This is a genomic window from uncultured Rikenella sp., assembly GCF_910579375.1.
GTDB lineage: Bacteria > Bacteroidota > Bacteroidia > Bacteroidales > Rikenellaceae > Rikenella.
Genome location: NZ_CAJTUJ010000017.1, coordinates 15,353 through 29,085, shown reverse-complemented (window position 1 = coordinate 29,085; position 13,733 = coordinate 15,353). Strand labels below are relative to the sequence as shown.

The 13,733-nt window shown below is 58.9% G+C and carries 18 protein-coding genes and 3 tRNA genes; 19 read left to right on the top strand and 2 right to left on the bottom strand.

Annotated elements, in window-relative coordinates:
- Positions 1-8 precede the first annotated feature (8 nt).
- Entirely contained in the window at positions 9-206 is a 198-nt protein-coding gene (locus QZ302_RS03200; RefSeq protein ID WP_294592419.1) for a hypothetical protein, read from the bottom strand.
- A gap of 117 nt (positions 207-323) precedes the next feature.
- On the opposite strand from QZ302_RS03200, the gene QZ302_RS03195 reads away from it, so the two are divergent.
- From QZ302_RS03195 to rplL, 19 genes are all read left to right on the top strand, one after another.
- Entirely contained in the window at positions 324-707 is a 384-nt protein-coding gene (locus QZ302_RS03195; protein WP_363323633.1) for a CidA/LrgA family protein, read from the top strand.
- Entirely contained in the window at positions 694-1,410 is a 717-nt protein-coding gene (locus QZ302_RS03190) for an LrgB family protein (protein ID WP_294592418.1), read from the top strand. Before QZ302_RS03195 ends, QZ302_RS03190 begins: the two co-directional genes overlap by 14 nt.
- Positions 1,411-1,437: 27 nt before the next feature.
- Positions 1,438-1,842 (top strand): S4 domain-containing protein, encoded by a 405-nt coding sequence (locus QZ302_RS03185; RefSeq protein ID WP_294592415.1) that lies wholly within the window; start codon positions 1,438-1,440, stop codon positions 1,840-1,842.
- Positions 1,843-2,245: 403 nt separating this feature from the next.
- Complete coding sequence (locus QZ302_RS03180; protein ID WP_294592413.1) at positions 2,246-2,674, top strand: polyketide cyclase; 429 nt, start codon at positions 2,246-2,248, stop codon at positions 2,672-2,674.
- Positions 2,674-4,899 carry an alpha-N-acetylglucosaminidase gene (locus QZ302_RS03175; protein WP_294592410.1) on the top strand — a complete coding sequence of 742 codons (2,226 nt, stop codon included), beginning with the start codon at positions 2,674-2,676 and terminating at the stop codon, positions 4,897-4,899. The genes QZ302_RS03180 and QZ302_RS03175 overlap by 1 nt, the downstream gene beginning before the upstream one ends.
- Complete coding sequence (locus QZ302_RS03170) at positions 4,851-5,675, top strand: TatD family hydrolase (RefSeq protein WP_294592408.1); 825 nt, start codon at positions 4,851-4,853, stop codon at positions 5,673-5,675. Before QZ302_RS03175 ends, QZ302_RS03170 begins: the two co-directional genes overlap by 49 nt.
- 368 nt (positions 5,676-6,043) lie before the next feature.
- Positions 6,044-6,556 (top strand): PH domain-containing protein, encoded by a 513-nt coding sequence (locus QZ302_RS03165; protein ID WP_294592405.1) that lies wholly within the window; start codon positions 6,044-6,046, stop codon positions 6,554-6,556.
- 264 nt (positions 6,557-6,820) lie between these two features.
- Positions 6,821-7,480 carry a hypothetical protein gene (locus QZ302_RS03160; protein WP_294592402.1) on the top strand — a complete coding sequence of 220 codons (660 nt, stop codon included), beginning with the start codon at positions 6,821-6,823 and terminating at the stop codon, positions 7,478-7,480.
- Between the two features lie 150 nt (positions 7,481-7,630).
- Positions 7,631-7,712, top strand: a tRNA-Tyr gene (locus QZ302_RS03155).
- A gap of 320 nt (positions 7,713-8,032) precedes the next feature.
- A tRNA-Gly gene (locus tag QZ302_RS03150) sits at positions 8,033-8,105 on the top strand.
- Positions 8,106-8,152: 47 nt separating this feature from the next.
- A complete protein-coding gene (tuf, locus tag QZ302_RS03145) occupies positions 8,153-9,340 on the top strand; it encodes an elongation factor Tu (protein ID WP_294592399.1) in 1,188 nt (395 codons plus the stop codon).
- A gap of 65 nt (positions 9,341-9,405) precedes the next feature.
- Positions 9,406-9,479 (top strand) — tRNA-Trp (locus tag QZ302_RS03140).
- A gap of 49 nt (positions 9,480-9,528) precedes the next feature.
- A complete protein-coding gene (locus QZ302_RS03135) occupies positions 9,529-10,014 on the top strand; it encodes a hypothetical protein (RefSeq protein ID WP_294592396.1) in 486 nt (161 codons plus the stop codon).
- A gap of 82 nt (positions 10,015-10,096) precedes the next feature.
- Positions 10,097-10,285: a preprotein translocase subunit SecE gene (secE, locus tag QZ302_RS03130; RefSeq protein WP_294592393.1), complete on the top strand. Its 189-nt coding sequence runs from the start codon at positions 10,097-10,099 to the stop codon at positions 10,283-10,285.
- 86 nt (positions 10,286-10,371) lie between these two features.
- Positions 10,372-10,935 (top strand): transcription termination/antitermination protein NusG, encoded by a 564-nt coding sequence (gene nusG, locus QZ302_RS03125; protein WP_294592390.1) that lies wholly within the window; start codon positions 10,372-10,374, stop codon positions 10,933-10,935.
- Positions 10,936-10,960: 25 nt separating this feature from the next.
- Positions 10,961-11,404 carry a 50S ribosomal protein L11 gene (rplK, locus tag QZ302_RS03120; protein WP_294592387.1) on the top strand — a complete coding sequence of 148 codons (444 nt, stop codon included), beginning with the start codon at positions 10,961-10,963 and terminating at the stop codon, positions 11,402-11,404.
- Positions 11,405-11,427: 23 nt separating this feature from the next.
- Positions 11,428-12,117, top strand: a complete 690-nt coding sequence (rplA, locus tag QZ302_RS03115) for a 50S ribosomal protein L1 (RefSeq protein ID WP_294592384.1) — start codon at positions 11,428-11,430, stop codon at positions 12,115-12,117.
- Between the two features lie 25 nt (positions 12,118-12,142).
- On the top strand, positions 12,143-12,673 hold the full coding sequence (rplJ, locus tag QZ302_RS03110; protein WP_294592381.1) for a 50S ribosomal protein L10: 531 nt from the start codon (positions 12,143-12,145) through the stop codon (positions 12,671-12,673).
- Positions 12,674-12,935: 262 nt separating this feature from the next.
- Positions 12,936-13,313 carry a 50S ribosomal protein L7/L12 gene (gene rplL / locus QZ302_RS03105; protein WP_294592379.1) on the top strand — a complete coding sequence of 126 codons (378 nt, stop codon included), beginning with the start codon at positions 12,936-12,938 and terminating at the stop codon, positions 13,311-13,313.
- Between the two features lie 36 nt (positions 13,314-13,349).
- Here rplL and QZ302_RS03100 read toward each other — a convergent pair whose 3' ends face one another.
- The gene (locus QZ302_RS03100) at positions 13,350-13,631 is read right to left on the bottom strand and encodes a hypothetical protein (RefSeq protein WP_294592377.1); all 282 of its coding nucleotides are present in this window, start codon (positions 13,629-13,631) and stop codon (positions 13,350-13,352) included.
- Positions 13,632-13,733 lie beyond the last annotated feature (102 nt).

The following is a 13,733-nucleotide window of genomic DNA, read 5'->3' as shown; positions in this document are numbered from 1 at the left end:
GCGTCCGTTTATTCCGAGAGGCAACGCAGCTGAAGACCGAAAGCACGATTCGCCGTACCGCTCGTTCCCAGCCCCTGCATGTCGAACCATAAGAAACGACCCGTGGAACCGCTCACCCCCGATGACCAACAGCAACTGTTTCGACCCACATTGTCCTGCGTGCCCGTCAGGTTGTGGCGGTAGCCCGGGGCGGTGCCGATCGACATTTGAAAACCGGGCCGCCTCTACCCCAAGTAAACCACCCGCCCCAGAAATCGACCCTCGCCCTGAAATTGCTCCCGTCGCGTGAACGCAATACCGACCCTTTGACCTATCTTTGCAGTATGAAAATTCTCGTACAGTCCTTTTGGCTGCTCTTTTTCTACCTCCTCGGACTCGGCGTCAGCATCCTCGTCGGAGGAGTCATCCCCGGGAGCGTGCTCGGCATGCTCCTCCTGTTCATCGCCCTGGCCCTCGGGTGGGTCGAGCCCGGACGCGTCGACCGCCTCTCCGAACTCCTCCTCGATAACATGGTACTCTTCTTTCTGCCCGCCGCCGTCGGACTTATCGCCTCCGTCGGGCTGATTCTCAATAACCTGACCGCCATTCTCGTCGCCGCAGCCGTGAGCACCGTCCTCATCGTCGCCGCCGTCGGAATCACCCAGCAGCGGCTCGAAGTGCGGAAACGAAAACGAAAAATCCGGCGCAGCGGTCATGACATTCGATAATACCTGGACGGCGCTCGGCCTGCTGGCCGGCTCCGAAATCTTCCTCCTCACCTTTACCATCGGGATCTACGTCGCCGCCCTGTGGCTCTTCCGGCGCACCCGGATCGGACTCCTCCACCCGCTCATCACCTCGGCGGCCGTGATCATCGTCTTTCTGCTCGCCACCGGCATCTCCTACGAACAGTACCACCGGGCTACCGCGCTGATCGACTTCCTGTTGGGGCCTTCGGTCGTGGCGCTCGGGTATGCCCTCTACCGACAGATGGAACACCTCCGGGCCCATGCCGTCTCGATCCTCACGTCGGTCGTCGTGGGCAGCGTCGTGGGGATCGTGAGCGTCATTCTGATCATCCGGCTGTTCGGTGCCGGGGCTGCCATCGAAGCGTCGCTGGTGCCCAAGTCGGTCACCACGCCCATCGCCATGTCGATCTCGGAACGCGCCGGCGGAATCGGTTCGCTGACGGCCGTGGTGGTGATTCTGACGGGGATTTTCGGCAGCATCGTCGGGCCGTTCGTGCTCCGGAAACTGCGCATCAGCAGCCGGATCGCAAAGGGGCTGGCCCTGGGGTCGGCGGCACACGGGGTCGGCACGGCGCGGGCCATGGAGATGGGGGCGATCGAGGGGGCGGTGAGCGGGCTCGCCATCGGGTTGATGGGGCTCGTGACGGCGCTGTTGGTGCCGGTGATCGAGCGGTTTTTGTAAGTGATTGGTAAATAAAAGCATAGGGTTATGTCGGAAGGGGTTCGGATAGACAAGTGGTTGTGGGCGGTTCGGCTTTTCAAGACGCGCGGCGATGCGGCGGAGGCGTGTCGGTCGAATCGGGTGACGGTGAACGGCGCGACGGTGAAGCCGTCGCGGGAGGTGCGTGCGGGCGAGGTGGTTGCGGTGCGGAAGATGCCGGTGGTGTACAGTTTCCGGATTCTGGAGCTGGTGGCGAACCGCCAGCCTGCGCGCAACGTGCCTCGCTACATCGAGGACGTGACGCCGCAGTCGGAGCTGGACAAATTGGAGATGGCCCGTGCCGGCGCCTTTGCGGTTCGCGACCGCGGGATGGGGCGTCCGACGAAGAAGGAGCGGCGCGACATCGAGGAGCTCCTTGCGGACTTCGGCGAAGTTTTTGATGACGAGGAGTAGCGCTCTCTTGGGTTGCTCCGCTGCGGTTCGACGGGGCTGAGGCTGTTTTGGGATCTGGGCCGAGGCTGGTAGTTGAAATGCGTAAGCATTTCCCGTCCACGGGACGTGTGGCCCGCTTGGCCGACGCGTTCGCGTCATGGCGCGCGGCCGTTATTACTTTCCAGTTGCTCGCGCGCCGCCGCCCAAAGAAGCGATTCAACTCTTTCGGCGGTGAGCCGAAAGAGAATGAATCGCGTAGGCGCGCGACAACAGTTTTCCCGCGCGCCCCGCCTAAAGAGGGAAATCGTTAAAACGTGCTAGCACGTTTTGACAAGATTTCCCCCGGCGCGCGAACCGACCCCCCAAAAAAAAGCGGTAGTTCCTGCGGGCAGACACAGTAAACGAACGAAACACAGAATTAGCCATGCGTTACACCAGCAAGCAAGTACAGATATCCCATTCCGACGAACGGATCTTCCGCGTCCTGTCCAGCTTCGAGAACTTCACCCCCATCCTCGCCGACAAAGTCGACGGGTGGGAAGCCACCGAAGAGACCTGCCGATTCCGCGCCAAAGGCTTCACCATCGGCCTGAAGATGGTCGAGCGCGAGCCCAATAAACACATAAAAGTGAGCGCCGACGACACCGGCAGCCTTCCGTTGCCCTTCACCTTCTGGACCCAGATGAAAGACACCACCCCCGACGGTTCTGCAACCCCCCGTACCCACATGCGCATCGTGCTCGACATCGAGCTCAACCCCATGCTGAAGATGATGGTCGGCGGGAAACTGCAAGGCGCCGTCGACAGCATCGCCGACCAGATCGCCCACGCCTTTAACAACGCACACCTTTGATGCGCCGCCGCTTTTTCATAGCCCTCCTTTTGCTCCTGAGCCTTTTCGGAGCCCCCCTCGCCGCCCTCGGCAGCGCGGCCGGGAATCCCGTGTCCGCCCTCGTCGACCGCATCCAGCCCGGCCAAAGCTCCCGCTTCCTCTTCGAACTCGCAGAACAGCAATCCCCCCGAGACTTCTTCGAACTCGACGCCAAAGGAGGGAAGATCGTCGTGCGCGGCAATAATTACCTCTCCATCGCCGTCGGCCTCAACTGGTACCTCAAGTACTATGTGGGCGTGCACGTGTCGTGGAACAACCCGCATCCGAGGCTCAGCAACCTCAAATTCCCCAAGCCTAAGACCGTGGAGCGGCATGCCACCGACATGCTCGTACGGTACTACCTCAACTACTGCACCTTCTCCTACACCACCGCCTTTTGGGGATGGGAACGCTGGGAACAAGAGATCGACTGGATGGCCCTGCACGGGGTCACCACCCCGCTGTCTCTGACCGGCGCCGCCACCGTCTGGCGGAACACCTTGCGCGATTTGGGCTTCGACCAGACGCAAATCGACCGGTTTGTCGCCGGGCCCGCACATCAAGCCTGGTGGCTCATGAACAACCTCGAAGCCTGGGGCGGGCCCAATCCTGCCGACTGGTACGACAAACAAGCCGAACTGGAGCAGAAGATCATCCAGCGATATCGCGAGTGGGGCATGCAGCCCGTTTTTGCCGGGTATGGCGGAATGGTGCCCAACGACACCGCCATGTGGCGGCAGTTAGGGCTCACCCAAGTGCAAGACCCCGGTCTTTGGTGCGGTTATCGGCGCCCCGCCTTCCTGCTGCCCACCGACCCCCGGTTCGGGACCATCGCCGACACCTATTATAAGAACCTCAAAGCCTTGTACGGCGACGACGCCCGTTATTTCGCCATCGACCCCTTCCATGAAGGCGGCTCTACACAAGGCGTCGACCTTCCTGCCGCCGGGCAAGCCATTTATGACGCCATGAAACGCGCCAACCCCGGCGCCGTTTGGGTTGTTCAGGGCTGGCAGAGCTGCCCCCACCCCGAGATGATCCGCGACCTGCCCGGCGGGGATATGCTCGTACTCGACCTTTTCAGCGAGAGCCGCCCCATGTGGGGCGGGGATCGGCGGTCTCCCTGGTGGCGCGACGGCGGCTACGGACGGCACGACTGGGTCTACTGCATGCTCCTGAACTTCGGCGGCAACGTCGGCATGCACGGCAAGATGCGCCGCCTCATCGACAGCTATTACCTCGCCCGCGACATGCATCACGCCGACAGCTCATGCGCCCGCTTCCTTCGCGGCGTCGGCACCACCCCCGAAGGGATCGAGAACAACCCCGTGATGTTCGAACTGCTTTACGAGCTGCCGTGGCGTCCCGAGAAATTCGACCGGATCCAGTGGGTCGAGGGCTATGTGCAGGCCCGGTACGGACGCACCCTGCCACCCGTGGTCGAAGCCTGGAAAATACTCGCCAATACGGTTTATGACGCCCCCTATGACGGCACACAGGAAGGCACCACCGAATCCGTCTTTTGCGCCCGTCCCGCCCTGCGCGTCGACCGCGTCTCCAGCTGGGGCTCCGCCCGGCTCAACTACGACCCCGACGAGACCCGTCGCGCCTTGGGCCTGATGCTCCAAGTCGCCGATCGGTACCGCGGCTGCAACAACTTCGAATACGACCTCGTCGACGTCGCCCGTCAAGCCCTGGCCGACCACGCCAATGTACTATTGCGTCAGATCGAGACCGCCTTCGACCGGAACGACCGCGAGCGCTTTCGGCGCCTCAGCGACGACTTCCTCAGCCTCCTGCTGCTGCAAGACACCCTCCTCAGCTCCCGACCCGAATTCATGGTCGGCCCCTGGATCGAGAGCGCCATGCAGTGGAGCAGACTGCGACCCCAGCAAGACTTTTACCGTTGGAACGCCCGCACCCTCCTCACCACCTGGGGCAACCGCCACGCCGCCGACCTCGGCGGCCTCCGCGACTACGCCCACCGTGAATGGAGCGGCCTCCTGCGCGACCTTTATTACCCCCGCTGGCAAACCTTCTTCGACGCCATGAACCGGGGCGACGCCCCCCCTGCGGACTACTACCCCATGGAATCCGCCTGGGCCGCAGCCACCGCGCCATACCCCATTCAGGCCGAGACCCACCCAATAGAAACGGCATGGAAAGTTTACAACCGACTCCTCACCCGGCATCCCTCCCGTCCGTAGACTATTACGTCGACACGCATGCCCACCTCTTCGACCCCGACTTCGACCCCGACCGCGCCGAGACCCTCGCCCGCGCCTCCGCCGTCGGCGTGCGCCAGATCATCCTGCCCGCCGTCGACTCCCGCAGCCACCGCGCCCTGCTCGACACCGTCCGGGCCCACCCCGACATGTGCCGCGCCGCCATCGGCATGCACCCCACCTCCGTCAACGAGAACACCCGCTGGCGCGAAGAACTCCAGATCGTCCGCCAGCTCCTCCGCGAACCCCCTGTGAAGTGGTGCGCCATCGGCGAAGTCGGCCTCGACCTCCACTGGAGCACCAGCTCCCTCACCGCGCAATGCCAAGCCCTCGTCATTCAGATGCAACTCGCCATCGAATACGACCTCCCCTTGATCCTGCACGTCCGCGACGCCTGGAACGAGATATTCCCCCTTCTCGAACCCCTGCAAGGCCAGATCCGCGGCGTCTTCCACAGCTTTCAGGGGACACTCAAAGACTACGAACGCATCGCCACCCTCGGCGGCTTCGCCATCGGCGTCGGCGGCTTCATCACCTACAAGAACTCCTCCGTCGTGAAAGTTCTAGAGCAGATCCCCGTCGAGAACATGGTGCTGGAGACCGACTCCCCCTACCTGACCCCCGTCCCCTACCGCGGGACCCGGAACGAGAGCGCCCACATTCCCGTCATCGCCGCCCGCCTCGCCGAGATCAAAGGCCTCTCCGTCGAAACCGTTCGGGCCGCCACCACCGCCCGTGCCGCCGGCCTCTTTCTTTGATCGATGGGGGGCTGCCGGGCCACTCAACCTCGGGCGGTTCCTTCGGGCCACCCATCTTGGGTGCCCAAGCCGAGGGCCATCCCGGCGACCTTCCCGGGGGCCAAACTCCGAGCGGTTCAACCCGGCCACCCTTGCCGGGCCACCCATCTTGGGTGCCCAACCCCGAGCGGTTCAACCCGGCCACCCATCTTGGGTGCCCAACCCGGGGGCCATCCCGGCGACCTTCCCGGGGGCCAAACCTGAACGGTTCAACCCGGCCACCCGACCCGACCACCTATATCGGCGGCCCATCGTCGGCCGAATGCCTCCGCCGGCCTGAAGACCCCGCCCCTTCGTCGCTCAGCGACCTATATTGTAGTGTAGATAGTATGAAAGACCCCATCACCATCGACCCCAAATTCCGCTTTCGGCTCGACCGCCGCGCCCGGTGGCTCACCCTCGCCACCCTCCTCCTCGTCGGCACCCTCGTCGGCCTCCTCTTCTACCTCTCCGGCGCCAGCTACCTCCCCGCCTGGTTCGCCACCATCGTCGTCGTGCTGCTGCTGCTCGCCTCTCTCTCCATCCCCCGCTTCATGCGCGTCTCCCCCCACTCCGTCGAGATCCACTGCGTCATGGAACTCATCAAGATCCCCCTCTCCGACATCCGCCACATCCGCTTCGTCGAACCCCGCCAGATGCGCTACTGCATCCCCCTTTGGGGCGTCTACGGCTTCGGCGGCTACTACGGCTTCTACCTCAACCTCCGCGAGCGCCGCCTCTTTCGTCTCTGCGCCTCCCGTTGGAGCGGCTTCGTCCTCATCGAAGACATCTACGAAGAACAATACATCATCAGCTGCGACGACCCCGCCGCCTTCATCCGCGCCGTCGAGCAGTACGAATAGCCCCCTCTCTCCCCTCCGGATACAAAAAAGAGACGTTCCGAACGGTGGCAGCCCTTCGGAACGTCCTGCATACAAAGAAGATAAGTAATAGTAAACCGGGAGACGATAACTCGAATTTAAATATTTTATTGTATAGTCGGATGCAATTTTTATCGTTGATTAACAATTAGTTATTCGATTTCATGTATAAAATGTATAAAGCAAATTTAAACATTATGATGCAACTTTGCAACATAATGCAGTAACATTCAAACCTCCTGCACCATGACCGACTGGCAGCGGCTCGAACAAATCATCCGGTGGACCGGCCTGTCTACCAACGCCTTCGCCTTTTCCATAGGCCTGAAACGGAGCCAGAACCTCTACCAGATCAAACGCCACCGCAACCGGATCAGCAAAGACCTCGCCGACCGGATCGTCCGTCGCTACCCCGTTTTCGACCGCTCGTGGCTCCTGACCGGCGACGGCCCCAGCCCCGACCTCTCCAGCCTTCCCCTCCCTCCCCGTCCCGACACCGCCTCCGGACGCATCCCCTTTTACCCGCTCGACGCCCTTCGCCTCGCCTCCGACCCCTCCCTCCTCGCCACCGCCCAGCCCGACGGCCACCTCTCCATCCCCGGCATCGACGACTGCGACCTCGCCGCCCTCTGCACCGGCGACCACATGGCCCCCGACATCCCCTCCGGCGCCATCGTCGCCCTGCGCCGCGTCGACCCCCAAGGCCCCGTTCTCCCCGGCGAGATCTACCTCCTCGTGACCAGCGAATACGCCCGAATGGGCTACATCCGCCCCGACCGGAAAGTCGCCTCCGGCCTCTGGCTCGACCCCCCCTCCGGCAGCGACCAGCCCCCCCTCGGCCTCCGTCGCGACCGCATCCGCCACCTCTATCTCGTCCAGGGAATCGTCATCCGCAAAGTTCTGTAACCCTCCCTTTTTCACCCCTCCCGTCTAATAGGTTGAAAAAAAGCAGGGTAAAGGACGAAAAAGTTTGGAAATTCAAAACCAATGCCTATCTTTGTCGTCCGAAATGTCCTGTTCTCCCTTTTTCAGGGAAATGCTAACAGGTTGAAACTCGGGCGGATACCAGAGTGGCCAAATGGGGCAGACTGTAAATCTGCTGTCTTCGACTTCGGTGGTTCGAATCCATCTCCGCCCACAAAAAAAGTTTATCATCCGGCAAGCCGTTCAGCCGTCAGGCTCTGGTTTGCAGGCAGTCCCGCCGCAAGCTCGCTTGCAAGGCGAGGACTGGCGGAAAACCAGAAATGAACGCAGTTCATGAGGTTGCCGGCGATAGAGTTTTATTGTAGGGGTCCCGCCGGGAGGCCGTGGATCACGGCACGCCAGTGACGTAATCCATCTCAGGGGTAAACGGAGACAATGATCACGTCACATTAGTGACGTAATCCTCTCCGCCTTAAAACAAAAGAGGCATACAAGAACAACGGCACACCCCCTCGCAAACACCACCGAAAACAAGCGGAAGTAGCTCAGTCGGTAGAGCATTAGCCTTCCAAGCTAAGGGTCGCGGGTTCGAATCTCGTCTTCCGCTCTTTTAATAAGAGACAAACAAACAACAATTAAAAACGCTTACAACCCATGGCAAAAGAAAAATTCGACCGGTCGAAACCGCACGTCAATATCGGTACCATCGGTCACGTAGACCACGGTAAGACCACCTTGACCGCAGCGATTACCACCGTTCTCGCCAAGAAAGGTTTGTCCGAACTCCGTTCGTTCGACTCGATCGACAACGCTCCCGAAGAAAAAGAACGCGGGATCACCATCAACACCTCGCACGTAGAATACTCGACCGCCAACCGCCACTACGCACACGTAGACTGCCCCGGCCACGCCGACTACGTGAAGAACATGGTAACCGGTGCCGCACAGATGGACGGCGCCATCCTGGTTGTAGCAGCGACCGACGGTCCGATGCCCCAGACCAACGAACACGTACTGCTCGCCCGCCAGGTGAACGTACCGCGTATCGTAGTCTTCCTGAACAAATGCGACATGGTCGACGACCCCGAAATGCTCGACCTCGTCGAACTCGAAGTACGCGACCTGCTCAGCAAATACGAATTCGACGGCGACAACACCCCGATCATCCGCGGTTCTGCACTCGGCGGCTTGAACGGCGAAGCACAGTGGGAAGAAAAAATCATGGAACTCATGGATGCGGTGGATACCTATATTCCGATTCCGCCCCGTGAAAACGAAAAACCCTTCCTGATGCCCGTCGAAGACGTCTTCTCGATCACCGGTCGCGGTACCGTGCTGACCGGCCGTATCGAAACCGGCGTTATCCACGTAGGGGATGAAGTCGAAATCGTCGGCTTGGGCGAAAAAGCCAAGAAATCGGTATGTACCGGCGTCGAAATGTTCCGCAAACTCCTCGACGAAGGGGAAGCAGGGGACAACGTCGGGCTGCTGATGCGCGGTATCGACAAGAAAGAAGTGAAACGCGGTATGGTCGTTGCCAAACCGGGTTCGATCACCCCGCACACCAAATTCAAGGCTGAAGTCTATATCCTGAAGAAAGAAGAAGGTGGGCGTCACACCCCGTTCCACAACAAATACCGTCCGCAGTTCTACCTCCGTACCTTGGACGTAACCGGTGAAGTACAACTCCCCGACGGCGTTGAAATGGTCATGCCGGGCGACAACGTTACCATCACCGTGGAACTCATCTACCCGGTAGCTATCAACGTCGGTCTCCGTTTCGCCATCCGCGAAGGCGGCCGTACCGTGGGTGCAGGGCAGATCACCGAAATCATCGCCTAACTAATTATCCCGCAAGGGATGCCATACACCATGAGGCGGTGCCCACCGCGCCGCCTCATTTTTACAGGGGTGTAGTTCAAGGGCAGAATAGCGGTCTCCAAAACCGTTGATGGGAGTTCGAATCTCTCCACCCCTGCCACCCGGCCGGTACCACTCGCGCAGTTTCGCCGCCGGAAACATATTCACACATGAAAAAAATTTACCTCACCCTCTGCGCCGCTTTCGTTCTGGCCCTCGGACTCCTCACCGAATCCGCCGAAGCCAGACGCGCCACCATCCTGTACGGCAACGGGCCGGAATTCCAGAAAATGTACGACCTGCCCGACTCCGTTACCTTGGATAACGGCCACACCTTACAGTTCGGCGTCGGCTTCGAACAATTCTCCTTGTTCTACGTCCCCATCTGGAACTACGGCGAACGCCAGTACGCCGTTTATGACGCAGCCGACAAAACCATCTACACCCTGGACGACGAAGACATCGATGGATTCGCCACCGAATACGGCTGGGACCTGCCGAAAGACCCGAAACTCTCCTTCTGGAACCGCATCGGCGGGAAACTCATCCTCCTGCTCGTGATCGCCGCCATCGGCGGATACTACTGGTGGAAACAGAACCAGGACGACACCACGCAAGAACCGGTGCCTGCCTCTACGGCTGATACGGAAGAGTAATATAGTATACTACAAAGAGACCACATACCCATTCGGACGAGGAGCACACCACTCCTCTCCCGTTTTTAATGGAACCCCGATTATGAAATCCACCTACTTCAAAGAAGCATACAACGAACTCGTCCACAAAGTCACTTGGCCCACCTGGAGCTCCCTCCAGAACAGCGCCATCGTCGTCATGATCGCCTCCCTGATCCTGGCCCTCGTGATCCTCGCCATGGACATCAGCTTCGAAACCATTATGAAAGGCATATACAGCATTTTGTATTAGCCCCGTAATTTACCCCCCTTCCGGCGCGATCCCCATCGCACCCACACGCACAGCAAGTAGGATTTCAGAATATTAGTATACGCGGAATGAGCAACGGAGAAAAACCCGTCCTGGAATGGTACGTCATACGTGCCATCGGCGGTAAAGAGAAAAAAGTCAAGGAATATCTCGAATCCGAGATCCGCACCTTGCACCTGGAAGACTCCATCGCCCAAGTGCTTATTCCCACCGAAAAAGTATATCAAGTACGCAACGGGAAGAAAATCACCAAAGAACGCATTTCCTATCCCGGCTACGTCTTGGTACAAGCCGCCCTCGTGGGCGAAATACCGCATATCTTGAGAAACGCCCCGAACGTACTCGGCTTTTTGAGCGACACCAAAGAATCCACCCTGCAAGCCACCCCTCTCAGGCCGCAGGAAGTCAGTCGGATTCTGGGTCGGGTGGACGAGCTCGCCACGCAAGAGGAAGAAAACGAAACCCCTTACGTGGAAGGCGAATCCGTCAAGGTGATCGACGGACCCTTTGCTTCCTTCGTCGGCACCATCGAAAAAGTCGACAACGAACGGAAAAAACTCCACGTTTCCGTCAAGATATTCGGGCGTAAGACTCCGATGGAACTGAGTTTTATGCAAGTAGAAAAAGAGTAGTTACACGATTTTTTAGACACGCACTATGGCCAAAGAAGTTGCAGGTTTCATCAAACTGCAAATCAAAGGTGGCGCGGCGAACCCCTCGCCGCCCGTAGGCCCCGCCTTGGGTTCCAAGGGGGTCAATATCATGGAGTTCTGCAAGCAATTCAACGCAAAGACGCAGGACAAAGCAGGCAAAGTACTGCCCGTGGTCATTACCGTTTACAGCGACAAGTCCTTCGACTTCATCGTCAAACAACCCCCCGTCGCCGTCCAGCTCAAAGAAGCCGCTAAGATTCAGTCGGGTTCAGCAGAACCCAACCGGAAAAAAGTCGCCTCCGTGACCTGGGAACAGATCCAGACCATCGCCAAAGAGAAGATGGAAGACATGAACTGCTTCACCGTCGAATCCGCCATGCGGATGGTCGCAGGTACCGCCCGCAGTATGGGGATCAGCGTCACCGGTGAATTTCCGACAAACAACTAACCGAGGAGAGGAGACCACACCCTATGAAACTGACCAAAAATAGAAAAGCCGTCCTCGCCAAAGTAGAACCCGGAAAAGTTCACAAAGTAGACGAAGCAGCGGCACTGCTCAAAGATATCACCTTCACCAAATTCGACGCCTCCGTCGACATCGACGTCCGTCTCGGCGTCGACCCCCGGAAAGCCAACCAGATGGTTCGCGGCGTCGTCACCTTGCCCCATGGGACAGGGAAGACCGTTCGCGTACTCGTACTCTGCACCCCCGACAAAGAAGCCGAAGCCAGTGCAGCAGGCGCAGATTTTGTCGGCCTCGACGAATACGTAGAGAAAATCAAGGGAGGGTGGACCGATGTCGACGTGATTATCTGTACCCCGAACGTCATGGCCAAAGTCGGCGCCTTGGGCCGCGTGCTCGGCCCCCGAGGCCTCATGCCCAACCCCAAGACCGGTACCGTAACCATGGAAGTCGGCAAAGCAGTCGAAGAAGTCAAAGCCGGGAAAATCGACTTCAAAGTCGATAAATTCGGGATCGTGCACACCTCTATCGGGAAAGTCTCTTTCGAAGCCAAACAGATCGAAGACAACGCCAAAGAGTTCCTGCGCACCATCCTGAAACTCAAACCCGCAGCTGCCAAAGGGACCTACGTGAAGAGCATCTACCTCTCCACCACCATGAGCCCCGGTTTGCAGATCGACCCGAAATCCGTAGACTAATCGACTAACCACAAGAAACTGAGAGATGAGAAAGGAACAAAAATCCGAAGTAATCAAGAGTTTAGCCGATCAGCTCGGAACCTATACCCACTTCTACCTCGCCGACATCTCCGGCATGAATGCAGAGCAAACCGCAGCCTTGCGTCGCTCCTGCTTCGAAAAGGAGATCAAACTGATCGTCGTCAAGAACACCCTGCTCGGCAAAGCCTTGGAACAGACCGGCAAAGCAGACCAGGAACTGGTAGGCGTTTTGGAAGGATCTACCTCCATTATGTTCTCCAACACCGGGAACGCACCCGCCAAACTGATCAAAGCATTCCGCAAAGACAAAGGCGGCGATAAGCCCATGCTCAAAGCGGCTTATGTCGACGAATGCGTCTATATGGGCGAAGCATCGCTCGAAGCGCTCGTCAACATCAAATCCCGCGAAGAACTCATCGGCGACGTTATCAGCCTGCTGCAATCCCCGGCCAAGAACGTTATCTCGGCCCTGCAAGGATCAGCCGGCGGCAAAATCTCCGGGCTCGTCAAAGCCTTGGAGAACCGGGCACAGTAGGACTGACTATTGGCGGGGGCTATGCTGCGACATCGCCGCATAGCGCCGCTTGAGAACCGACACAAAACAAAAACCCGTTTGTAACCCCGAGAAGAGGGGCGCGACACCGAGTAGACCCACGACAACCGTGACAGGTTCCACCCGTCGGAGAGACCCTCCGAACCCACGCGTGAAACCGGGCGTCCGGGCCCAAAGGTAGCGGTAACATCCCTCGGAAGGAGACAAACAAGCCAATTAATAACCATTCAAACCAATACCCAAGATGGCAGACATCAAAGCACTGGCAGAATCGCTGGTAAACCTGACCGTTAAAGAAGTCAACGAACTCGCAACCATCCTCAAAGACGAGTACGGTATCGAACCGGCAGCCGCAGCAGTGGCAGTTGCAGCACCGGCCGCAGGCGGCGAAGCAGGCGGCGCAGCAGAAAAGAGCTCGTTCGACGTGATCCTCAAATCCGGCGGCCAGGCTAAATTGCAGGTAGTGAAAGTGGTGAAAGAACTCACCGGTCTCGGCCTGAAAGAAGCAAAAGACCTCGTAGACGGCGCACCGAAAGCAGTGAAAGAAGGCGTTTCGAAAGAAGAAGCCGAATCCCTGAAAGCACAGCTCGAAGAAGCAGGCGCAGAAGTCGAACTGAAGTAAGACGCTTCCCATCTTTCCGGGATACCCACTCGGCTTTCACCCTAACGCGCTGAAAACCACCATCCCGGGAATCATGAACGGTGTAAGGCTCACCTCGCGTGGGCTTTGCACCTTTTTCTGGTTTTTGAAAGCGCCTCCTTCCGCGCCGTCGAACACCACCCCCGAAGCCGTCTCCCCGACGCCTTCACCCAGGAAATAACAGACCCACAAGAGCAGGGGAGCAGAGTTGTCCGCCTCGCAGGCTAAAGGCGACCCGGACAAGAAACACCCCCTCCTCCTCCGGAACGGTCTGGTTGCTCCTTTTTCGTCATCGTTCATTTTTTGCACCCTTTACCTTGTGTTGGAGGGTACCGTTCTTTTTCTGAAGAAAAAGAACCAAAAAGACTTTCGGGAAAACTACGTTTTCCATGGGCTGCCGGT

Coding starts and splice junctions, on each gene's coding strand:
- QZ302_RS03200 (WP_294592419.1), bottom strand. CDS start 206: ATGTCGATCGGCACCGCCCCGGGCTACCGCCACAACCTGACGGGCACG.
- QZ302_RS03195 (WP_363323633.1), top strand. CDS start 324: ATGAAAATTCTCGTACAGTCCTTTTGGCTGCTCTTTTTCTACCTCCTC.
- QZ302_RS03190 (WP_294592418.1), top strand. CDS start 694: ATGACATTCGATAATACCTGGACGGCGCTCGGCCTGCTGGCCGGCTCC.
- QZ302_RS03185 (WP_294592415.1), top strand. CDS start 1,438: ATGTCGGAAGGGGTTCGGATAGACAAGTGGTTGTGGGCGGTTCGGCTT.
- QZ302_RS03180 (WP_294592413.1), top strand. CDS start 2,246: ATGCGTTACACCAGCAAGCAAGTACAGATATCCCATTCCGACGAACGG.
- QZ302_RS03175 (WP_294592410.1), top strand. CDS start 2,674: ATGCGCCGCCGCTTTTTCATAGCCCTCCTTTTGCTCCTGAGCCTTTTC.
- QZ302_RS03170 (WP_294592408.1), top strand. CDS start 4,851: ATGGAAAGTTTACAACCGACTCCTCACCCGGCATCCCTCCCGTCCGTA.
- QZ302_RS03165 (WP_294592405.1), top strand. CDS start 6,044: ATGAAAGACCCCATCACCATCGACCCCAAATTCCGCTTTCGGCTCGAC.
- QZ302_RS03160 (WP_294592402.1), top strand. CDS start 6,821: ATGACCGACTGGCAGCGGCTCGAACAAATCATCCGGTGGACCGGCCTG.
- tuf (WP_294592399.1), top strand. CDS start 8,153: ATGGCAAAAGAAAAATTCGACCGGTCGAAACCGCACGTCAATATCGGT.
- QZ302_RS03135 (WP_294592396.1), top strand. CDS start 9,529: ATGAAAAAAATTTACCTCACCCTCTGCGCCGCTTTCGTTCTGGCCCTC.
- secE (WP_294592393.1), top strand. CDS start 10,097: ATGAAATCCACCTACTTCAAAGAAGCATACAACGAACTCGTCCACAAA.
- nusG (WP_294592390.1), top strand. CDS start 10,372: ATGAGCAACGGAGAAAAACCCGTCCTGGAATGGTACGTCATACGTGCC.
- rplK (WP_294592387.1), top strand. CDS start 10,961: ATGGCCAAAGAAGTTGCAGGTTTCATCAAACTGCAAATCAAAGGTGGC.
- rplA (WP_294592384.1), top strand. CDS start 11,428: ATGAAACTGACCAAAAATAGAAAAGCCGTCCTCGCCAAAGTAGAACCC.
- rplJ (WP_294592381.1), top strand. CDS start 12,143: ATGAGAAAGGAACAAAAATCCGAAGTAATCAAGAGTTTAGCCGATCAG.
- rplL (WP_294592379.1), top strand. CDS start 12,936: ATGGCAGACATCAAAGCACTGGCAGAATCGCTGGTAAACCTGACCGTT.
- QZ302_RS03100 (WP_294592377.1), bottom strand. CDS start 13,631: ATGAACGATGACGAAAAAGGAGCAACCAGACCGTTCCGGAGGAGGAGG.